The following is a 19,070-nucleotide window of genomic DNA, read 5'->3' as shown; positions in this document are numbered from 1 at the left end:
GCCACCCGAGAAGAAACCCGTGCACACTGTTTTCGAACGAAGCGTTCCCGCCGACAGCCTCATTGAGCGTTCGTTGGCTACCACCGTCCTGCGGCCGTTCTGGCTCGACGATGTGCCGGCTCAGCCCCGCCATCCGGCGCTGACCCGGGCCTCGTCGCAGTACGACCTGGTGGTGGTCGGCGGCGGGTACACGGGTCTCTGGTCGGCCCTGCTGGCCAAGCAGCGTGACCCGGGCATGCGGGTGGCACTGCTCGAGGGGCAGACGCTCGGATGGGCGGCCTCGGGCCGCAACGGCGGTTTCGTCGAAGCCTCGCTCACCCACGGTGAGGAGAACGGACGCAACCGCTGGCCCGATGAGATCGACGCCCTCGACCGGTTGGGGATGGAGAACCTCGACGCCATCGAGAAGACCGTCGGTGCACTGGGTCTCGATTGTGATTTCGAACGGACCGGCACCATCGCGGTCGCGCTCGAGCCCTATCAGGCCGACGAACTGGCGGCCGCCCCGCCGCGGCCGGGACATCTGTATCTAGATCGGCAGGCCATCCGGGCGGAGGTCGATTCGCCCACCTACCTGGCCGGCAGGTGGGCAAAGGACAGTGCGGCACTCGTGCATCCCGCCAAGCTCGTCAACGAACTCGCCCGTGCGGCAGTTGAACTCGGTGTGGACATCTACGAACACAGCAAGGTGCTCGGTGTCGGGCCCGACCGCCGAGGCGGGCGGTTGACCGTGCGCACCGAACGCGCGTCGCTGCGAAGCGACCGAGTGATACTGGCCACCAACGGTTTCCCGTCGCTGTTGAAGCGCTACCGGTACCACACGGTCCCGGTCTACGACTATGCGTTGATGACCGAACCGCTCACCGATGCCCAGTTGGCCGACATCGGCTGGGGTCACCGGCAGGGCATCAGTGACATGTCGAATCAGTTCCACTACTACCGGTTGTCCAAGGACAACCGCATCCTGTGGGGCGGGTACGACGCCGTGTATCACTTCGGCGGCCGGATCCGGCCTCGATACGAAGACCGCGATGTCACCTATCGTCGGCTGGCCGGCCATTTCTTCACCACGTTCCCACAACTGGAGGACGTCGGGTTCAGCCATCGTTGGGCGGGCATGATCGACACCTCGACGCGATTCTGCGCCTTCTTCGGGTCGGCGTGTGGAGGCCGGGTGGGATACGCCGCGGGGTTCACCGGCCTGGGCGTGGCAGCCACCCGTTTCGCCGCCGAGGTCATGCTCGACAGCTTCTCGGGTACGCCGACGGCGCGGACCGAACTCCAGATGGTCAAGTCGATGCCGCTGCCGTTCCCGCCAGAGCCGTTGGCCTCGGCCGGAATTCAGGCCACCCGCTGGTCACTCGACCGCGCCGACCATCGGCAGGGGCGTCGTAACGTCCTGTTGAAGGCGCTCGACGCGGTCGGGCTGGGGTTCGACTCATAGGGTTCCGGTGCGCCGAGGCGCTGCAACGCCGCACAATGGGGCAAGGGCGGTGACATGAGTGCCGGAGGCAGTGCGGATGGGCCGAACGTTGAAATCCGAGTCGCCACGGCGACGCCGGCGGCAGACCAAACAGGGCGTGGTCCTGTCCGAGGAGCTCATCGTCGAGGGTGCACTGCGCGTGCTGCGGCACCACGGCGCGACGGGCCTGACGGTCCGGCGACTCGGCACCGCCCTCGGCGCTGACCCGACCGCTCTGTACCGCTACTTCCGCGGCATTGAGGACGTGGTGCTCGCCATCACCGACGAGCTGCTGCGGCGCGTGGTCGAGGGGTGGGAACCGACCGGTCGGTGGCGGGAAGACATGCGGGAACTCGGCGTGCGGGTGCACCGCGTCTATGTCGAACACCCGCAGGCCGGGGTGCTGGCCGCGAGCCGGGTGACCGGAGGGCCCCACGAGATCCAGGTCATCGAAACGGTTCTGGGGCTGCTGCGGACGGCCGGATTTCCCGAGCGCGAAGCCGTCGACGTGTATCACGCCTTCATCGACCAGATGCTCGGGTTCGCCGCGCTCGATGCCGCCTTCGAAGCGCTGCCCGCCGAACATCAAGCCCACGACGACGACACGTGGCGCGACACGTACGCCCGGCTACCCGCCGAGACGCACCCCAACATTGCCGCCACCAGCCGTCTGCTCGACGAGTCGATGCGGGGCAGTGGGTTTGAATCGGCCCTCAATCTCCTGCTCGACGGCATTGCCGCGCGACTGAATTCGTGACGCGGGTCGGCAGCTGGGCAGCTCCGTCAGTTTCCCCGATAAACACCAGCGAGCAGGTGTAATCTCTGCGCGACCAGTGCTAGCGGTGCCGAATCGCCAACCGGAGTGAGGTCGCCATGGCTACCGTTTTCAATTCAGCGGTCAACTCAGCGTTCAACGGCAAGATCGAATTGGATGTCCGGGATTCCGAACCGGACTGGGGGCCGTATGCGGCACCGACCGCGGTCGAGGATGCCCCGAACGTCCTGTACCTGGTGTGGGATGACACCGGCATCGCCACCTGGGACTGTTTCGGTGGCTTGGTGGCCATGCCCGCGATGAGCCGCATCGCCGAACGCGGCGTCCGGTTGTCGCAGTTCCATACCACCGCGTTGTGCTCACCCACGCGGGCCGCACTTCTCACCGGCCGTAACGCCACCACGGTCGGTATGGCCACCATCGAGGAGTTCACCGACGGATTCCCCAACTGCAACGGGCGAATTCCTTTCGAGACCGCCCTGCTGCCGGAGGTGCTCGCCGAGAACGGCTACAACACCTACTGCGTGGGCAAGTGGCACCTGACGCCGTTGGAAGAGTCGAACCTTGCTGCCACCAAACGGCATTGGCCGTGTTCACGTGGATTCGAGCGGTTCTACGGATTCATGGGCGGCGAGACCGATCAGTGGTACCCCGACCTGATGTACGACAACCATCCGGTCGATCCGCCGGCCACCCCCGAGGAGGGCTACCACCTGTCGCAGGACCTGGCTGACAAGACCATCGAGTTCATCCGGGACGCCAAGGTGATCGCCCCGGACAAACCGTGGTTCACCTACCTGTGCCCAGGCGCCGGCCACGCCCCGCACCACGTGTTCAAGGAATGGGCCGACCGCTATGCCGGCCGGTTCGACATGGGCTATGAGGCCTACCGCGACATCGTGCTGGCGAACCAGAAGCGGCTGGGCATCGTGCCGCCCGACACCGAACTGTCACCGGTCAACCCGTATGCCGATGTGACTGGACCCAACGGTGAACCCTGGCCTGCCCAGGACACCGTGCGGCCGTGGGACAGCTTGAGTGACGACGAGAAGCGGTTGTTCGCCCGGATGGCCGAGGTGTTCGCCGGGTTCCTGACGTACACCGACGCTCAGATCGGCCGGGTGCTGGACTTTCTGGAGGAGACGGGGCAACTCGACAACACGATCATCGTGGTGATCTCCGACAACGGGGCCAGCGGCGAGGGCGGGCCGAACGGCTCGGTCAACGAGACCAAGTTCTTCAACGGCTACATCGACACCGCCGAGGAAGGGCTCAGGTTCATCGACCGGCTCGGGTCGCCCGAGACCTACAACCATTACCCGATCGGCTGGGCGATGGCGTTCAACACCCCCTACAAGCTGTTCAAGCGCTACGCCTCTCATGAGGGTGGAATCGCTGACACCGCAATCATCTCCTGGCCCAACGGTATCGGCGCCCACGGCGCGGTACGCGACAACTACATCAACGTCTGCGACATCACCCCGACCATCTACGACCTGCTCGATATCACCCCGCCGGCGAGCGTGCGCGGGGTTCCGCAGAAGCCGCTCGACGGAGTGAGTTTCAAAGTGGCGCTAGATGATCCGGACGCACCCACAGGGAAAGAAACTCAGTTCTACACGATGCTCGGTACCCGCGGCATCTGGCACAGAGGCTGGTTTGCCAACACCGTGCACGCCGCCACCCCGTCGGGCTGGTCCCACTTCGACGCCGACCGCTGGGAGCTGTTCCACATCGAGGCCGACCGCAGCCAGTGCCACGATCTGGCCGACGAACAGCCGGAGAAACTCGCCGAGCTCATCGCGTTGTGGTTCAGCGAGGCCGACAAGTACAACGGGTTGCCACTGGCCGATCTCAACCTCCTCGAGACCATGAGCCGGTGGCGGCCGTACCTGGCCGGTGAACGGTCCAGCTACACCTACTACCCGCACACCGCCGAGGTCGGTCTCGGCGCGGCGGCCGAACTGCGCGGGCAGTCGTTCACGGTGCTCGCTGATGTCACCGTGGACGGGGCCGACGCGCACGGCGTGTTGTTCAAGCAGGGCGGTGCGCACGGCGGTCACGTGCTGTTCATCGCCGACGGGCGGCTGCACTACGTCTACAACTTCCTGGGCGAGCAGGAGCAGTCGCTGGTCTCACCCGACCCGATCCCGTTGGGGCGGCATATCTTCGGCGTGCAATACGAGCGGACCGGCACCGTCGAAGGCAGCCACACCCCGGTGGGGGACACCACCTTGTACGTCGACGACGACGCGGTGGCCGAGTTGGCCGGGATGCAAACCCACCCCGGCATGTTCGCGCTCGCCGGGGGTGGCATCTGCGTCGGCCGCAACACCGGATCGGCGGTGTCACAGCAATACCGGGCACCGTTCGCCTTCACCGGCGGCACCATCGGGCACGTCACCGTCGACCTGTCCGGTGAGCCGTATCAGGACCTCGAGCGCAAACTTGCCGTGGCATTCGCCAAGGACTGATCGATGAAGCCGGTGGCGATGGGTGCGGGTGCGCTGGCAATCGCCGTGTCGGCGGGCTGCGGCGCCGGCGGCCCCGTCGACCGTTCGGCTGTCCCCTCCACCACCGTGGCGGCACCGGTCACGACGGTTCCGGCGGCGACCATCACGTCGAGCCGGCCCGCACCCAGATTCGCCCTGCCCGCCTACGGTGTCGAACCGACGACGACGCGGGTGTTGGCTGCCGGTGAGGTCACCTGCCCACCCCCGGACGGACGGACCGTCACGGTGCGCAGTCCGGCGCCGGGATCTCCGACGCTCACCGTCGGGGTACCCGACGGGTTCACCGAGGCGACGTCCGACACGGAGGCGGTGCGACTGACCGGACCGGCCGGGATGGCCGCCGAGATCACCGTGAGCCCGACCACCCGGAACGCACAGGACGCGTTCGATCAGTACAGCGACGACCGCATCGCGAAGTTCTCGATCCACAGCGTCAGCGTGTTGCCCGGCGACTTGTGCGGCTACAGCGGGCAGAAGCTGATGGGCATCCTGGCCGACCGGCCGGGCGAGGGCACCCAATATGCCGACCGGACCGTGCACATTTGGACCAACAGCGGCGATTTCCTGGTCGCCGAGCGCGTCGAGGCCCCCAGCGGAACCCCGGGGTTCGACCAGGCCAGTTCGGCGATGCTCGCCGACTTCGGAATCACCATGCCGGGCTGAGCCGTTCGGCAATCGGCGGTGACTAGCCTCGGTGCCGTGGCCACCGAACTCCTTGAGCTTCCCGGCGGAACCTTCCGGATGGGTTCGACGGCGTTCTATCCCGAAGAAGCTCCGGTGCACACCGTCACCGTCGGTGCGTTCGCCATCGAGCAGCATTCGGTCACCACCGCCCAGTTCGGTGAGTTCGTCGCGGCCACCGGATACGTCACGGTCGCCGAGCAACCGATGGACCCCGCGCTGTATCCCGGAGTCGACGAGGCCGACCTGGTGCCTGGGGCCCTGGTGTTCCGGCCCACCGGCGGTCCCGTCGACCTGCGGGACTGGCGTCAGTGGTGGGACTGGGCGCCCGGAGCCAACTGGCGCCACCCGTTCGGGCCCGATCGGGACCCGGCTGCCGCCGACCACCCCGTCGTACAGGTGGCCTATCCGGACGCGGCGGCCTACGCGGCCTGGGCCGGGCGCCGACTGCCCACCGAAGCCGAATGGGAGTACGCCGCACGCGGGGGAGTCGAGGGCAGCTACGCGTGGGGTGACGAGGCCACCCCGGGCGGAGTGCTCATGGCCAACACCTGGCAGGGCCGGTTCCCGTATCGCAACGACGGCGCGCTGGGCTGGCGCGGCACCTCACCGGTCGGCAGCTTCCCGACCAATGCCTTCGGGCTGGCGGACATGATCGGCAATGTGTGGGAGTGGACCACGACCCGGTTCGCCGGGCAGCACCGGCCCGACGCCGACGCGCCGGCGTGCTGCCCGCCGCCCGCCGACCCCGATCCGATGGTGAACCAGGTGCTCAAGGGCGGTTCGCATCTGTGCGCGCCCGAGTACTGTCACCGCTACCGGCCGGCCGCGAGGTCACCCCAATCACAGGACAGCTCGACCACGCACATCGGATTCCGCTGCGTGCTCAGCTGACGGTGTGCGGTCCCCTCGGCGGCGATTTGGCGCATTCGCCGTGCTCACCTACTATGTAGGGGTTGCCTTGGGCAGACCTCGGCTGACTGCTGTTTTGGGTCAGCCCTGCGTGCCCTTCGGTGACAAAGACCGCGCACGTCCAGGTCGGTATCTGGCGTGCATACAAATCCAGGTCAGGAGATCGAGTGATTCAGCAGGAATCGCGGTTGAAGGTCGCCGACAACACGGGCGCCAAGGAGATCTTGTGCATCCGTGTGCTCGGTGGCTCATCGCGACGCTACGCAGGCATCGGTGATGTCATCGTCGCGACCGTCAAGGACGCCATCCCGGGCGGCAACGTCAAGCGCGGCGATGTCGTCAAGGCCGTCGTGGTGCGCACCGTCAAGGAGCGTCGCCGCGCCGACGGTAGCTACATCAAGTTCGACGAGAACGCCGCCGTCATCATCAAGGCCGACAACGACCCGCGCGGTACCCGCATCTTCGGGCCGGTCGGTCGCGAACTGCGCGAGAAGAAGTTCATGAAGATCGTCTCGCTGGCTCCGGAGGTTTTGTAAATGAAGGTCCACAAGGGCGACACCGTGCTGGTGGTCTCCGGTAAGGACAAGGGCGCGAAGGGCAAGGTCATCGAGGCCTTCCCGACCCGCGACAAGATCCTGGTCGAGGGCGTCAACCGGATCAAGAAGCACACCGCGCAGTCGCAGAACGAGCGTGGCGCATCGTCGGGTGGCATCGTCACCCAGGAAGCCGCCATCCACGTGTCCAACGTGATGGTGGTCGATTCTGACGGCAAGCCGACTCGTGTGGGTTACCGCGTCGATGAAGAGACCGGCAAGAAGGTCCGCATCGCCAAGACCAATGGCAAGGACATCTGATGACTGCACCAGAGAAGGTTCAGCCTCGGCTGAAGCAGCGCTACCGCGAAGAGATCCGCGAGTCGCTGAATCAGCAGTTCGAGTTCGCCAACGTCATGCAGATCCCCGGTGTGGTCAAGGTTGTGGTCAACATGGGCGTCGGCGACGCCGCCCGTGACGCCAAGCTGATCAACGGCGCGGTTGCCGACCTGGCGCTGATCACCGGCCAGAAGCCGGAGATCCGTAAGGCCCGCAAGTCCATCGCACAGTTCAAGCTCCGTGAGGGTATGCCGATCGGTGCCCGCGTCACGCTGCGCGGCGACCGGATGTGGGAGTTCCTGGACCGGCTGATCTCCATCGCCCTGCCCCGTATCCGCGACTTCCGCGGGCTGAACGGCAAGCAGTTCGATGGCACCGGCAACTACACCTTCGGCCTCAACGAGCAGTCGATGTTCCACGAGATCGACGTGGATTCCATCGACCGCCCCCGCGGCATGGACATCACCGTCGTCACCTCGGCGACCAACGACGACGAAGGCCGTGCGCTGCTGAAGGCGCTGGGCTTCCCCTTCAAGGAGAACTGAGCACATGGCAAAGAAGGCGCTGGTCTACAAGGCCAACAAGAAGCCTAAGTTCGCGGTTCGCGCGTACACGCGGTGCAACAAGTGCGGTCGCCCGCACTCGGTTTACCGCAAGTTCGGGCTGTGCCGTATCTGCCTGCGCGAGATGGCGCACGCGGGTGAACTGCCCGGTGTGCAGAAGTCCAGCTGGTAACAGCAGCGACCAGCGCAGCAGACCACAGACCAATCCAACAGGTTGCGGAAGGCCCTGAACAGGGAACCGCCGCGAGAAAGGTGAGCCGGTTGTCATGACGATGACTGACCCGATCGCAGACTTCTTGACACGTCTGCGCAACGCCAATTCGGCGTATCACGATGAGGTGACCCTGCCCCACTCGAAGATCAAGGCGAACATCGCCGAGATCCTCAAGAAAGAGGGCTACATCTCCGATTTCCGCACCGAGGATGCCCGCGTCGGCAAGTCCCTGGTGGTGTCGCTCAAGTACGGCCCCAGCCGTGAGCGCAGCATCGCCGGCCTGCGCCGCGTGAGCAAGCCCGGTCTGCGGGTTTACGCAAAGTCCACCAATCTGCCTCGGGTGCTCGGCGGCCTGGGCGTGGCGATCATCTCCACGTCCTCCGGCCTGCTCACCGACCGTCAGGCGGCACGAAGCGGCGTGGGCGGCGAAGTCCTCGCCTACGTGTGGTGAGGGGATAGAAGACATGTCGCGTATTGGTAAGCAGCCGGTCCTGGTTCCCACCGGGGTCGATGTGACGATTGACGGCCGCAACGTCTCGGTCAAGGGCCCCAAGGGCACCCTGACCCTGGATGTCGCCGAGCCGATCACCGTCGAGCGCAACGACGACGGCGCCATCGTGGTCAGCCGTCCCGATGACGAGCGGCGCAGCCGCTCCCTGCACGGGTTGTCTCGCACCCTGGTGGCCAACCTGGTCACCGGTGTCACCGAGGGTTACACCCGCAAGATGGAGATCTTCGGCGTCGGCTACCGCGTGCAGCTCAAGGGTTCCAACCTGGAGTTCGCGCTCGGTTACAGCCACCCCGTGGTGATCGAGGCGCCCGAGGGCATCACGTTCGCTGTCGAGACGCCCACCAAGTTCTCGATCACAGGCATCGACAAGCAGAAGGTCGGTCAGATCTCGGCGGTTATCCGCCGCCTGCGCCGCCCCGACCCGTACAAGGGCAAGGGTGTGCGGTATGAGGGTGAGCAGATCCGCCGCAAGGTCGGAAAGACAGGTAAGTAATCATGGCTGCTAAGACTGAAGCTGCCGCCGTCCGCAAGCCGGTGGGGCAGAACATCTCTGAGACCCGCCGTAACTCCCGGCTGCGTCGGCACGCCCGGTTGCGCAAGAAGGTTTCGGGCACCGCGGAGAACCCGCGCCTGGTGGTCAACCGCTCGGCACGGCACATCCACGTCCAGCTCATCGATGACCTGGAGGGCGTCACGCTGGCGGCCGCCTCGTCGATCGAGGCCGACGTGCGCGCCGTCGAGGGCGACAAGAAGGCGCACAGCGTTCGGGTCGGTCAGTTGATCGCCGAGCGTGCCAAGGCTGCCGGCGTCGACACCGTGGTGTTCGACCGTGGTGGCTACACCTATGGCGGCCGGATCGCTGCGCTGGCAGATGCCGCGCGCGAGGGCGGGCTGAAATTCTGATGACTGTCAACGAGAGGACTGCATGATGGCCGAGCAGGCAACTGGTGCCGGCGGCCCAGGCGCTTCCGACAACCGGGGTGGCCGCGGCCGCCGCGACGACCGCGGTGGCCGTGGTGGCCGCGACAGCGGCGAGAAGAGCAACTACATCGAGCGCGTGGTCACGATCAACCGCGTCTCCAAGGTGGTCAAGGGTGGTCGGCGCTTCAGCTTCACCGCGCTGGTCATCGTCGGTGACGGCAAGGGCATGGTCGGTGTCGGCTACGGCAAGGCCAAGGAAGTTCCGGCCGCGATTGCCAAGGGTGTCGAAGAAGCTCGCAAGAACTTCTTCCGCGTCCCGCTGATCGGTGGCACCATCGTCCACCCGGTCCAGGGTGAGGCGGCCGCTGGTGTGGTCATGCTGCGCCCGGCCAGCCCCGGTACCGGCGTTATCGCCGGCGGTGCGTGCCGCGCGGTGCTGGAATGCGCCGGGGTGCACGACATCCTGGCCAAGTCGCTGGGCAGCGACAACGCGATCAACGTGGTGCACGCCACCGTTGCCGCGTTGAAGATGATCCAGCGTCCCGAAGAGGTTGCGGCCCGTCGCGGTCTGCCCCTCGAGGACGTGGCGCCGGCCGGCATGCTGAAGGCCCGGCGCGAGAGCGAAGCGCTGGCTGCCGCAGCAGCGCGTGAGGGATCGGCGTAACCATGGCAGAAGTCAAGATCACCCAGGTGCGCGGGACCATCGGCGCACGCTGGAAGCAGCGCGAAAGCCTGCGGACCTTGGGGCTGAAGAAGATTCGTCAGTCCGTGGTTCGTGAGGACAATGCGCAGACCCGCGGTCTGATCAAGGTCGTACATCACCTCGTCTCGGTTGAGGAGGTCTAGGAATCATGAGCGTTATCAAACTGCACGACCTGCGGCCCGCCCCAGGAGAGAAGAAAGCCAAGACCCGCGTTGGTCGTGGTGAGGGCTCCAAGGGTAAGACCTCCGGTCGTGGTACCAAGGGCACCAAGGCGCGCAAGAACGTCCCCGTGACGTTCGAGGGTGGCCAGATGCCGATCCACATGCGGCTGCCGAAGCTCAAGGGCTTCAAGAACCGCTTCCGGACCGAGTACGAGCCCGTCAACGTCGGCGACATCGCCAAGGCGTTCCCGAAGGGCGGCACCATTGGTGTCGACGAGCTGGTTGCGAAGGGTCTGGTTCGTAAGAACCGCCTGGTGAAGGTCCTCGGCGACGGCAAGTTGGCCGTCAAGGCCGACGTCACCGCCAACAAGTTCAGCGGTAGCGCCCGTGAGGCGATCACCGCTGCCGGTGGTACGGCCACCGAGCTGTAATTTCTCTGCGCGAGCAGACACAAAAGCCCCCGCTTCGGCGGGGGCTTTTTGCGTTGACGGGATGGGGCGGCCGTCAGCTCAGCTGCGGGATCACCTCGGCGGCGAGCCGTTCCATCTGCTCGCGGTCCTCGGCGATGGTTGCGCCGGTGGGGTTGAGCACGATGGTCTGCGCACCCGCATCGAGAACTTCGCGCAGGCCCCGCGCCACCTCGTCGGCGGTGCCGGCCACCGCCACATCTCCCAGCCCGGGCCGGTCCCCGTAGATTCGCCCCAACCCCGCGTTCACCAGCGCCCGGGCGCGGGAGCTGTCGTCGTCGACGATCAGGTACACGCGCTTACCGATCCGGAAGGTGGCCGGGTCCTTGCCCTGCTCGTCGATCTCCCGGCGCACCGTGCGCACCGCCTCGGCGAAGGCCGCGGTGGTCGAGGAGCCGGCCCCGAGGAACGCGTCGCCGTGACGCACCGCCCGCGCCAGTGCCCTCGGCGCATTGGCTCCGAACCAGACCGGCGGGTGGGGTCGCTGAACGGGCTTGGGGCTGATGGCCAGGTCGTCGACATCGCGGAAGCGGCCGTGGAACGTGATTCGGGGTTCATCCGACCAGGCCGCTTTCATCAACTCCAGACCCTCGGTGAAGCTGGCGATGAAGGTGGAAGGCTCCACCCCGAACGCCGGAAACTGCCGGAAGTTGCCGCCAGGGGCCACGCCGACGTCGAGGCGGCCATGGCTGAGCCGGTCCACCGCGGTGATCGCCGAAGCCAACTGCAGTGGGTCGTGCAGCGAGGTGACCAGGACCGCCACGCCCAGCCTCAGCGTCGTGGTGACCGCCGCGGCATAGGACAGCAGCTCCAGTGGGGCGATCGTCGGGGCCGGGCCCACGGTCTGCTCTAGCGTCCAGCCGCCCTCGAATCCGAGTTCCTCGGCGCGAGCCAGATACGCCTTGAAACCCGTGTCGTCGAAGCCGTCGTGATCGAGCTGCGGGAGCGAGATGGAAAACGTCACCCGTCTCACGGTACGACCGCGCGCCCGGTAGGCGTCGACTTCTCGTCGACGCGCGAAGGATCCGTGGATCGGTAGGCTCGGTTCATGTTCGCCTTTCTCCCCGGGCTTCCCGGCCAGGACGATCTCAAGGCATTGGCCCGGCGCGTTGACACCGCCCGGCACAACGGCGTTCCCAGCGGGTGTGTGCTGGAGTTGGATCTGACCTCGCTACCGCCGGAGACCGCCGGGTTCGATCCGCTGGCGATGATCGCCGGGGGCGGCCGCCCGCTGGTGTTGCGCCAAGCCGTCGCGGCGATCTACCGGGCCGCCGAAGACGACCGGGTGGCCGGGCTGATCGCGCGGGTGCAGTTGCCCGCCGCCGCGCCCGGCCCGGTACAGGAACTGCGTGACGCCATCGCGGCGTTCAGCGATGTCAAGCCGACGGTGGCCTGGGCCGAGACTTACCCCGGCACGCTGTCCTACTACCTGGCATCGGCCTTCCGTGAAGTGTGGATGCAGCCGTCGGGCACGGTCGGGCTGGTCGGTTTCGCCACCAACGCGATGTTCCTGCGCGACGCGCTCGACAAGGCAGGTATCGAGGCGCAGTTTGTCGCGCGTGGTGAATACAAGTCTGCAGCAAACGTTTTCACCGAGGACCGATACACCGATGCGCAACGTGAGGCCGACGGTCGGATGATCGAAAGCCTGCAATCGCAGGTCTGGCAGGCCATCGCCGAATCCCGAAGCCTGACCGTCGAGGCGGTCGACGCACTGGCCGACACGGCGCCGGTGCTCCGAGACGACGCCGTCACCGCCGGTCTGATCGACCGTATCGGGTTTCGTGACCAGGCGTATTCACGCATCGGGGAACTGTCCGGCGGGCCGGCCGGGCCGGACGCCGATGCCGACACCCACCCTGATGCCCTACCGCGGCTTTATCTTTCGCGCTATGCGCGGACCACCCCGAAGGTTCCTGCACCACCGATACCGGGCCGCAAATCCAAGCCGACGGTTGCGGTGGTGACGCTGCACGGCTCGATCGTCAGCGGCCGTGGCGGGCCACAGGTGCTGCCGCTGGGTAATTCCAGTGCCGGCGGCGACACCATTGCCGCGGCGCTGCGTGAGGCCGCCGCTGACGATGAGGTGTCGGCGATCGTGCTGCGCGTAGACAGCCCCGGCGGCTCGGTGACCGGATCGGAAACCATTTGGCGCGAAGTGGTTCGCATCCGCGAGCGCGGCAAGCCCATCGTTGCCTCGATGGGTGCGGTGGCCGCCTCGGGCGGCTACTACGTGTCGATGGCCGCAGACGAGATCGTGGCCAACTCCGGCACCCTCACCGGATCCATCGGGGTGATCACCGGCAAGTTGATCTCACGCGAACTCAAGGACAAGTTGGGAGTCGGATCGGATTCCTTGCGTACCAACCCCAATGCCGATGCCTGGTCGTCGAACGCACCGTTCACCGATGAACAGCACGCCCACATCGAAGCCGAGACCGACCTGTTCTACACCGATTTCATTTCACGGGTGGCCGAGGGGCGCAAACTCACGGTCGAACAGGTGGACGCGGTGGCGCGCGGACGGATCTGGACGGGTGCCGATGCCTTGGACCGCGGCCTCGTCGACGAACTCGGTGGACTCCGTACCGCAATCACCCGGGCCAAGGTCCTGGCCGGGCTGGATCCCGACACCAAGGTGCGGGTGCTGAACTATCCGGGCTCGTCCTGGCTGGACATGTTGCGACCCAAGCCTTCCTCGCAACCGGCAGCGGCTTCGTTGCCGCAGGCAGTGGGCGGTCTGCTCGGCCAGTCGGTGCTGTCGATCCTTGATCAGGCCGAACGCACCGTGACCGGCGCGAATGCGCTTTGGCTGGGGGAGCACCGGTTCTGAGGCAGACCCGCCGGTGGCGGCGGTGGTATTTCGCGTCGTGGGCGCGGCACGGTAACGTCGGCCGAGGAGCAAAGGTAGCCGATAAAACTACGTTCTGGCCCTGCGGTGTTGATCTGAATCAGCCGACGTCGACCATGTGATTCGACGGGAGCAGTGTCGTCAGACACGAGGAGGGTCCCGTGGGCACCGCGCACTCGGACAGTACGAGCAGTTCCGGCACGACGTCGGATTCGCCGGAAACGGCTGCGCCGGTAAACGTCGAGGAAACGCCGCCCGAAGTGCAACGACGTGCCGTCGCCGCATCGGCGATCGGTAACGCCACCGAATGGTTCGACTACGGTATCTACGCCTACGGCGTGACCTACATATCTGCGGCGATATTCCCCGGTAGCGCGCAGCACGCGACACTGTTGGCACTCATGACCTTCGCGGTGTCCTTCCTGGTGCGGCCCCTCGGCGGGTTCGTCTGGGGTCCGCTCGGAGACCGGATCGGCCGAAAACAGGTCCTGGCTTTGACGATTCTGTTGATGGCCGGCTCCACCCTGTGTGTCGGGCTGGTTCCGACCTACGCCTCGATCGGTGTCTGGGCGCCGGTGCTGATGGTGCTGCTGCGAATGGTTCAGGGCTTCTCGACGGGCGGGGAATACGGCGGCGCAGCGACTTTCATGGCCGAGTACGCCCCGTCGCGGCGGCGCGGATTCCTCGGCAGCTTCCTGGAGTTCGGCACGCTGGCCGGGTTCTCGCTGGGTGCGCTGATGATGTTGGGCTTCTCGACGGTCCTCACCGAGGACCAGATGGGTTCGTGGGGTTGGCGATTGCCGTTCCTGGTCGCCGCACCACTGGGGCTGATCGGTGTCTACCTGCGCACCCGGCTGGCAGAGACCCCGGTGTTCCGTGAGCTCGCTGAGGCAGGGGAGGAGGAACCGCAACCCTCCACCGAACTCAAGGATCTGCTGCTGCAGTACTGGGGGCCGGTGCTGCGGTTGGGCGGTCTGGTGGTGGCGCTCAACGTAGTGAACTACACCCTGCTGACCTATATGCCGACGTACCTCAAGAGCACCATCGGCCTGTCCACCGATATGTCGCTCGTGGTGCCCATCATCGGGATGCTGGCGATGATGATGTTCCTGCCATTTGCCGGGCACCTCTCGGATCGTGTTGGGCGTAAACCGATGTGGTGGTTCTCGCTGATCGGCCTGTTCGTGGCGGGCATACCGATGTTTCTCCTGATGGGTACCAGCGTCATCGGCGCCATCGTCGGCTTCGCCGTGCTCGGGTTGCTGTATGTACCCCAGTTGGCCACCATCTCGGCGACCTTCCCGGCCATGTTCCCCACCCACGTCCGGTACGCGGGATTCGCGATCGCCTACAACGTGTCGACGTCGATATTCGGCGGCACCGCGCCGGCGGTCAACGACTGGTTGGTCAACCTGACCGGCGACGGCCTGGTGCCGGCCTACTACATGATGGTGGCGTGTGTGATCGGCGCGGTGGCACTGGTGAAAATCCCGGAGACCGCTCGATGTCCGATCAACGGTACCGAGATTCCCGGCACACCCGAGGCCCCGCCGCCCGTCGAATACGACCCCGAGGGGGAGAACTCGACGGACAAGGCGGCCTGACCTGGGTCCTGAGGGTCAGTCCAGAGTGCCACTGACGTAGACGATTTCACCCATCGGGTCGTTCTCGTCGCGGTCCGGAACCGGCAGACCGTGTCGGGCGAACAGTTCTGATCGGGCGACCCCGGTCATCTGCCAACCCTTGGCGCTCAGATAGTCGGCGGCCGAACGCCTCTCGCCGTGGTAGATCAACGACGGCATGTCCATGTTGAGACCCATCTGGCTGAACACCGCGGTGGCGGCCTGGGCCTTCTCCGGGTCGAAATCCTTGAGCCCGGGCACGAACTCGGTGGCCACCGCGCTGCCGGGCGCGCTGAGCGCGGCAATGTTGTCGAACAGCCGGTCCTGCGCCTCGGGCGGTAGGTAGATCAGCAGCCCCTCGGCGCACCATGCCGTCGGCTTTGCCGGGTCGAACCCGGCCGCCTTGAGTGCGGCCGGCCAGTCGTTACGCAGGTCGATCGGCACCGTGCGACGTACCGCCGTCGGTTCTGCGCCCAGATCGGCCAGCGTGCGCGTCTTGAATTCGATCACCTCGGGCTGGTCGATCTCGTAGACCACCGTGGCGTCGGGCCAGGGCAGTCGGTAGGCGCGCGAGTCCAGACCGGAGGCCAGGATCACCGCCTGCCGGATGCCCGCCTTGCCTGAGTTGATGAAGAAATCGTCGAAGAACCGTGTGCGCACGGCCATCTCGTCGATGTTGGAGCGAGCGCGCTCGGCCGCATCCGGTGCGAGCTGGGCCAGCGTATCCAGACTCAGCTCACCGTCGACCATCTTGGTGAACACCTCGATGCCCACCGCGCGCACCAACGGCGCAGCGAACGGATCGTCGATCAGCCCGTGGGAATCCTGGCTGGCGATCGCCCGCCCGGTCGCCACCAGCGTTGCGGTGGCGCCGACGCTGGAGGCCAGATCCCAACTGTCGTCATCAGTACGTGCCATGGCGTGGCCTTCCGGGTCGTCTAGTTCGATGTATTCAGGGTCGCAGACAGATAACCAGAATCACCTGCCAGGTCGGCAAGCTCCTCGGGATACGGGAAGCCGTGGGACTCGTAGGCCGCCCGGGTGGGTTGCACGGTGGCGTCCCATCCCAGCGCGGTGAGGTGATCGCGGGCCGCGGTGCGCTCACCCGAGTAGAACAAGTCCATCAGATCCACATCGGACCCGACCTTCTTGGACCATTCGGTGACCCGCTCGGACCACTTCCCGGTGAGCGAGGCGGCGTCCATGTGTTCGGTGGCCAGTCGGCTGCCCGGGGCGCTGAGTGCGGTGATGTTGGCGAGCAACCGGTCCTGGGCTTCCGGCGGAAGGTAGATCAGCAGACCCTCGGCAATCCAGGCGGTCGGGACCTGCGGATCGAAGCCATTGTCACGCAGGGCTTTCGGCCAGTCGTCGCGAAGGTCGACCGGCACTGTGTACAGCTCGGCGGCCGGCTCCGCCCCGAGCCCGGTCAGGGTGCGGGTCTTGAACTCCAGTACCGCAGGCTGGTCCACCTCGAACACCACGCTGCCGGCCGGCCAGTCCAGCCGGTAGGCGCGGGTGTCCAGACCGGAGGCCAGGATCACCGCCTGGCGGATCCCGGCGCGTCCCGCGTCGGCGAAGAAGTCGTCGAAAAACCGGGTACGGACCGCGATCTGTTCGCACATCCGCTGCTTGTCGAGCATCAGATCGCCCTCGACGCACACCTCGCCGTCGGCGAGCCGGATGCTGTGTCCCAGGCCCACCGCCCGCACCAGCGCGTCGGCGAACGGGTCGTCGATGAGCGGGTCGGTTTGTTTGGTGGCCAGCGCGCGGGACGCGGCGACACCGGTCGCGGTGGCCCCGACGCTGTTGGCCAGATCCCAACTGTCGCCTTCGGTGCGTGTCATGGGAGGTTCCTAGTCTCGTATGGCGATGACGGCCTGTGAATTACGTTGCGGCGCGGCGGCTTCTCCGGTGGGGAAGGTGCGGCCGTATTCGGCGAACAGTTCGGGCCGGGTCCGTGCCGTCACCGACCATCCGCTGCCGGAGAGATACTCGACCACTGAGTTGCGCTCGCCGTCGTACCACAGGTTGGCCAGGTCGAGGTCGAGTCCGTGTTGGCGCCACTGCTCGCTCATCGCGTCGCCGCGCTCGCGCAGGTTTGCCGCGATGTCGGGATGGAACTCGGTGGCCAGCCGGCTGCCCGGGGCACTGAGTGCGGTGATGTTGTCGAACAACCGATCCTGGGCGTCCGGCGGCAGGTAGGCGAGCAGTCCCTCGGCGCTCCACGCGCTCGGCGCCGTCGGATCGAAGCCGGCCGCTCGCAGTGCTGCGGGCCAGTCGTCGCGCAGATCGACGGCGACGGTGCGCCGCTCGGCCGTGGGGGTGGCCCCGATCTGCGTCATCGTGGCGGTCTTCGCGCCGATCACTTCGGGCTGGTCGATCTCGTAGACCACGGTGCCTTCCGGCCACGGCAGCCGGTAGGCGCGCGAGTCCAGACCGGAGGCCAGGATGACGGCCTGCCGGATACCGGCGTCACCCGTCGAGGTGAAGAAGTCGTCGAAGAACTTCGTCCGCACCGCCATGATCCCGATCATCAACTCGGCGCCGGCCGCCAACTCACCGTCGAGCGCGATCTCACCGTCGACGAGCTTGGTGAAGAACTCGACCCCGACCGCACGCACCAGGTTCGCGGCATAGGGGTCGTTGATCAACGGCTCGGGTTCGGCGCTGGCGATCGCGCGGGCCGCGGCGACCATCGTCGCCGTCGCACCCACGCTGGAGGCCAGATCCCAACTGTCGGCGTCAGACCGTGCCATCGCGTCCCTACCTCACTTCTCGGCGCTGATGTAGAGCACCGATGCCGCGTGGGCCTCATCCTCGACCGGCGGCAGGCCGGTACGGATCAGCAGGTCATTCGACGAGATACCGGTGGCCTTCCAATCGTGACCTTCCAGGTACGTCGTCACGTCGGCGCGGTCGCCGAAAAAGATCAGCTCGTTGAGGTCCATGTCCAGGCCGTGCGCACGCCACCGGTCGGTGAACTCCTGCATCTTGGCCCGGATCGTCTCTTCGTCGTTGGACTCGGTGGCGGGCACGCCCTCGACACCGAAGCGGCTGCCGGGCGCGCTGAGCGCGGTGACCTGGTCGAGCAAGCGGTCCTGAGCATCACCGGGCAGGTACCCCAGCAATCCCTCGGCGATCCACGCCGTCGGTACCGACGGGTCGAAGCCGGCCTCGGTCAGGGCCGCGGGCCAGTCGAAGCGCAGGTCGACGGCCACGGTGCGGCGGTCGGTTGTCGGCACCGCACCCAGGCCGGCCAGGGTGGCGCTCTTGAATTCGATGACCTCGGGCTGGTCCACCTCGTAGACCACGGTGCCGGCCGGCCACGGCAGCCGGTAGGCGCGTGAGTCGAGCCCGGCAGCGAGGATCACCACCTGTCGGATACCGGCGCGGCAGGCACTCAGGAGGAAATCGTCGAAGAAGCGGGTGCGGGCGGCCATGCCGTTGGCGAATCGGATCAGGCCGGTCGCGGCCTCCTCGTCGAGGCCTTCGGTGGTGAAGTTCTCGTCGGCGAGCTTGGTGAAGAAATCCATCCCGACGGCGCGCACCAGCGGAGCGGCGAAGGGGTCGTCGATCACCGGATCATCGGCATGGGAGGCCATTGCACGGGCCGCCGCGACCATCGTTGCCGTGGCACCCACGCTGGACGCCAGATCCCACGAGTCGTCAGCAGTCCGGGCCATGCATCCTCCTTGTTGTTCAGTCAAAATCAACGTGTTAGTTAGGTGATGTAACGAGCTGCCGCCGACTGTACGCTCCGATTCTGAAGGGAGGCTTTGCTCCTCAGACCGGCCGGATCGAGGCGAGCCGCCGCGGGTGCATGGCGGGAGGGCCGGGCGGCA

22 protein-coding genes are annotated in these 19,070 nt (G+C 66.4%); 17 read left to right on the top strand and 5 right to left on the bottom strand.

Annotated features, from left to right (window positions below):
• Positions 1-19: 19 nt before the first annotated feature.
• From JOF57_RS19320 to rplO, 15 genes are all read left to right on the top strand, one after another.
• Positions 20-1,444 carry an NAD(P)/FAD-dependent oxidoreductase gene (locus JOF57_RS19320; RefSeq protein ID WP_209919095.1) on the top strand — a complete coding sequence of 475 codons (1,425 nt, stop codon included), beginning with the start codon at positions 20-22 and terminating at the stop codon, positions 1,442-1,444.
• Between the two features lie 76 nt (positions 1,445-1,520).
• A complete protein-coding gene (locus JOF57_RS19315) occupies positions 1,521-2,219 on the top strand; it encodes a TetR/AcrR family transcriptional regulator (RefSeq protein ID WP_209919092.1) in 699 nt (232 codons plus the stop codon).
• 116 nt (positions 2,220-2,335) lie between these two features.
• Positions 2,336-4,711, top strand: a complete 2,376-nt coding sequence (locus JOF57_RS19310; RefSeq protein ID WP_209919091.1) for an arylsulfatase — start codon at positions 2,336-2,338, stop codon at positions 4,709-4,711.
• Positions 4,712-4,714: 3 nt separating this feature from the next.
• Positions 4,715-5,413, top strand: coding sequence for a MotB domain-containing protein (locus JOF57_RS31000; RefSeq protein ID WP_234938179.1), 699 nt, complete (start codon positions 4,715-4,717; stop codon positions 5,411-5,413).
• A gap of 36 nt (positions 5,414-5,449) precedes the next feature.
• The gene (locus JOF57_RS19300) at positions 5,450-6,325 is read left to right on the top strand and encodes a formylglycine-generating enzyme family protein (RefSeq protein WP_209919089.1); all 876 of its coding nucleotides are present in this window, start codon (positions 5,450-5,452) and stop codon (positions 6,323-6,325) included.
• A 185-nt stretch (positions 6,326-6,510) separates the two neighbouring features.
• Positions 6,511-6,879, top strand: coding sequence for a 50S ribosomal protein L14 (gene rplN / locus JOF57_RS19295; RefSeq protein WP_024440402.1), 369 nt, complete (start codon positions 6,511-6,513; stop codon positions 6,877-6,879).
• On the top strand, positions 6,880-7,197 hold the full coding sequence (gene rplX / locus JOF57_RS19290; RefSeq protein WP_163664178.1) for a 50S ribosomal protein L24: 318 nt from the start codon (positions 6,880-6,882) through the stop codon (positions 7,195-7,197).
• Positions 7,197-7,760: a 50S ribosomal protein L5 gene (gene rplE, locus JOF57_RS19285; RefSeq protein WP_163664176.1), complete on the top strand. Its 564-nt coding sequence runs from the start codon at positions 7,197-7,199 to the stop codon at positions 7,758-7,760. Before rplX ends, rplE begins: the two co-directional genes overlap by 1 nt.
• Before the next feature lie 4 nt (positions 7,761-7,764).
• The gene (locus JOF57_RS19280) at positions 7,765-7,950 is read left to right on the top strand and encodes a type Z 30S ribosomal protein S14 (RefSeq protein ID WP_163664174.1); all 186 of its coding nucleotides are present in this window, start codon (positions 7,765-7,767) and stop codon (positions 7,948-7,950) included.
• Positions 7,951-8,044: 94 nt separating this feature from the next.
• Positions 8,045-8,443, top strand: coding sequence for a 30S ribosomal protein S8 (gene rpsH / locus JOF57_RS19275; protein ID WP_163664172.1), 399 nt, complete (start codon positions 8,045-8,047; stop codon positions 8,441-8,443).
• A 13-nt stretch (positions 8,444-8,456) separates the two neighbouring features.
• Positions 8,457-8,996 (top strand): 50S ribosomal protein L6, encoded by a 540-nt coding sequence (rplF, locus tag JOF57_RS19270; RefSeq protein ID WP_163664170.1) that lies wholly within the window; start codon positions 8,457-8,459, stop codon positions 8,994-8,996.
• A gap of 2 nt (positions 8,997-8,998) precedes the next feature.
• Positions 8,999-9,406, top strand: coding sequence for a 50S ribosomal protein L18 (gene rplR, locus JOF57_RS19265; RefSeq protein WP_209919087.1), 408 nt, complete (start codon positions 8,999-9,001; stop codon positions 9,404-9,406).
• A 25-nt stretch (positions 9,407-9,431) separates the two neighbouring features.
• Entirely contained in the window at positions 9,432-10,088 is a 657-nt protein-coding gene (gene rpsE, locus JOF57_RS19260) for a 30S ribosomal protein S5 (protein ID WP_163664167.1), read from the top strand.
• A gap of 2 nt (positions 10,089-10,090) precedes the next feature.
• Complete coding sequence (rpmD, locus tag JOF57_RS19255; RefSeq protein ID WP_209919085.1) at positions 10,091-10,270, top strand: 50S ribosomal protein L30; 180 nt, start codon at positions 10,091-10,093, stop codon at positions 10,268-10,270.
• A gap of 5 nt (positions 10,271-10,275) precedes the next feature.
• Positions 10,276-10,719 (top strand): 50S ribosomal protein L15, encoded by a 444-nt coding sequence (rplO, locus tag JOF57_RS19250; protein ID WP_163664163.1) that lies wholly within the window; start codon positions 10,276-10,278, stop codon positions 10,717-10,719.
• A 73-nt stretch (positions 10,720-10,792) separates the two neighbouring features.
• On the opposite strand, the gene JOF57_RS19245 is transcribed toward rplO, so the two are convergent.
• Positions 10,793-11,719 carry an LLM class flavin-dependent oxidoreductase gene (locus tag JOF57_RS19245; RefSeq protein WP_209919083.1) on the bottom strand — a complete coding sequence of 309 codons (927 nt, stop codon included), beginning with the start codon at positions 11,717-11,719 and terminating at the stop codon, positions 10,793-10,795.
• Positions 11,720-11,803: 84 nt separating this feature from the next.
• Between JOF57_RS19245 and sppA the strand changes: the two genes are divergently transcribed.
• Both sppA and JOF57_RS19235 read left to right on the top strand, forming a co-directional pair.
• The gene (sppA, locus tag JOF57_RS19240; RefSeq protein ID WP_209919081.1) at positions 11,804-13,588 is read left to right on the top strand and encodes a signal peptide peptidase SppA; all 1,785 of its coding nucleotides are present in this window, start codon (positions 11,804-11,806) and stop codon (positions 13,586-13,588) included.
• Positions 13,589-13,866: 278 nt separating this feature from the next.
• On the top strand, positions 13,867-15,210 hold the full coding sequence (locus JOF57_RS19235; protein ID WP_307870134.1) for an MFS transporter: 1,344 nt from the start codon (positions 13,867-13,869) through the stop codon (positions 15,208-15,210).
• 15 nt (positions 15,211-15,225) lie between these two features.
• Here JOF57_RS19235 and JOF57_RS19230 read toward each other — a convergent pair whose 3' ends face one another.
• The 4 genes from JOF57_RS19230 to JOF57_RS19215 are packed head-to-tail and all read right to left on the bottom strand — an operon-like array spanning position 15,226 to position 18,911.
• Positions 15,226-16,146, bottom strand: coding sequence for a class I SAM-dependent methyltransferase (locus JOF57_RS19230; protein WP_209919077.1), 921 nt, complete (start codon positions 16,144-16,146; stop codon positions 15,226-15,228).
• Between the two features lie 20 nt (positions 16,147-16,166).
• A complete protein-coding gene (locus JOF57_RS19225) occupies positions 16,167-17,072 on the bottom strand; it encodes a class I SAM-dependent methyltransferase (RefSeq protein WP_209919075.1) in 906 nt (301 codons plus the stop codon).
• A gap of 9 nt (positions 17,073-17,081) precedes the next feature.
• Complete coding sequence (locus JOF57_RS19220; RefSeq protein ID WP_209919073.1) at positions 17,082-17,984, bottom strand: class I SAM-dependent methyltransferase; 903 nt, start codon at positions 17,982-17,984, stop codon at positions 17,082-17,084.
• A gap of 12 nt (positions 17,985-17,996) precedes the next feature.
• Positions 17,997-18,911: a class I SAM-dependent methyltransferase gene (locus JOF57_RS19215; protein WP_209919071.1), complete on the bottom strand. Its 915-nt coding sequence runs from the start codon at positions 18,909-18,911 to the stop codon at positions 17,997-17,999.
• Positions 18,912-19,070 lie beyond the last annotated feature (159 nt).

This window comes from Mycolicibacterium lutetiense, from assembly GCF_017876775.1.
GTDB lineage: Bacteria > Actinomycetota > Actinomycetes > Mycobacteriales > Mycobacteriaceae > Mycobacterium > Mycobacterium lutetiense.
Note: the sequence above shows the minus strand (reverse complement) of the source record. Positions and strands in the feature narration are given on the sequence as shown.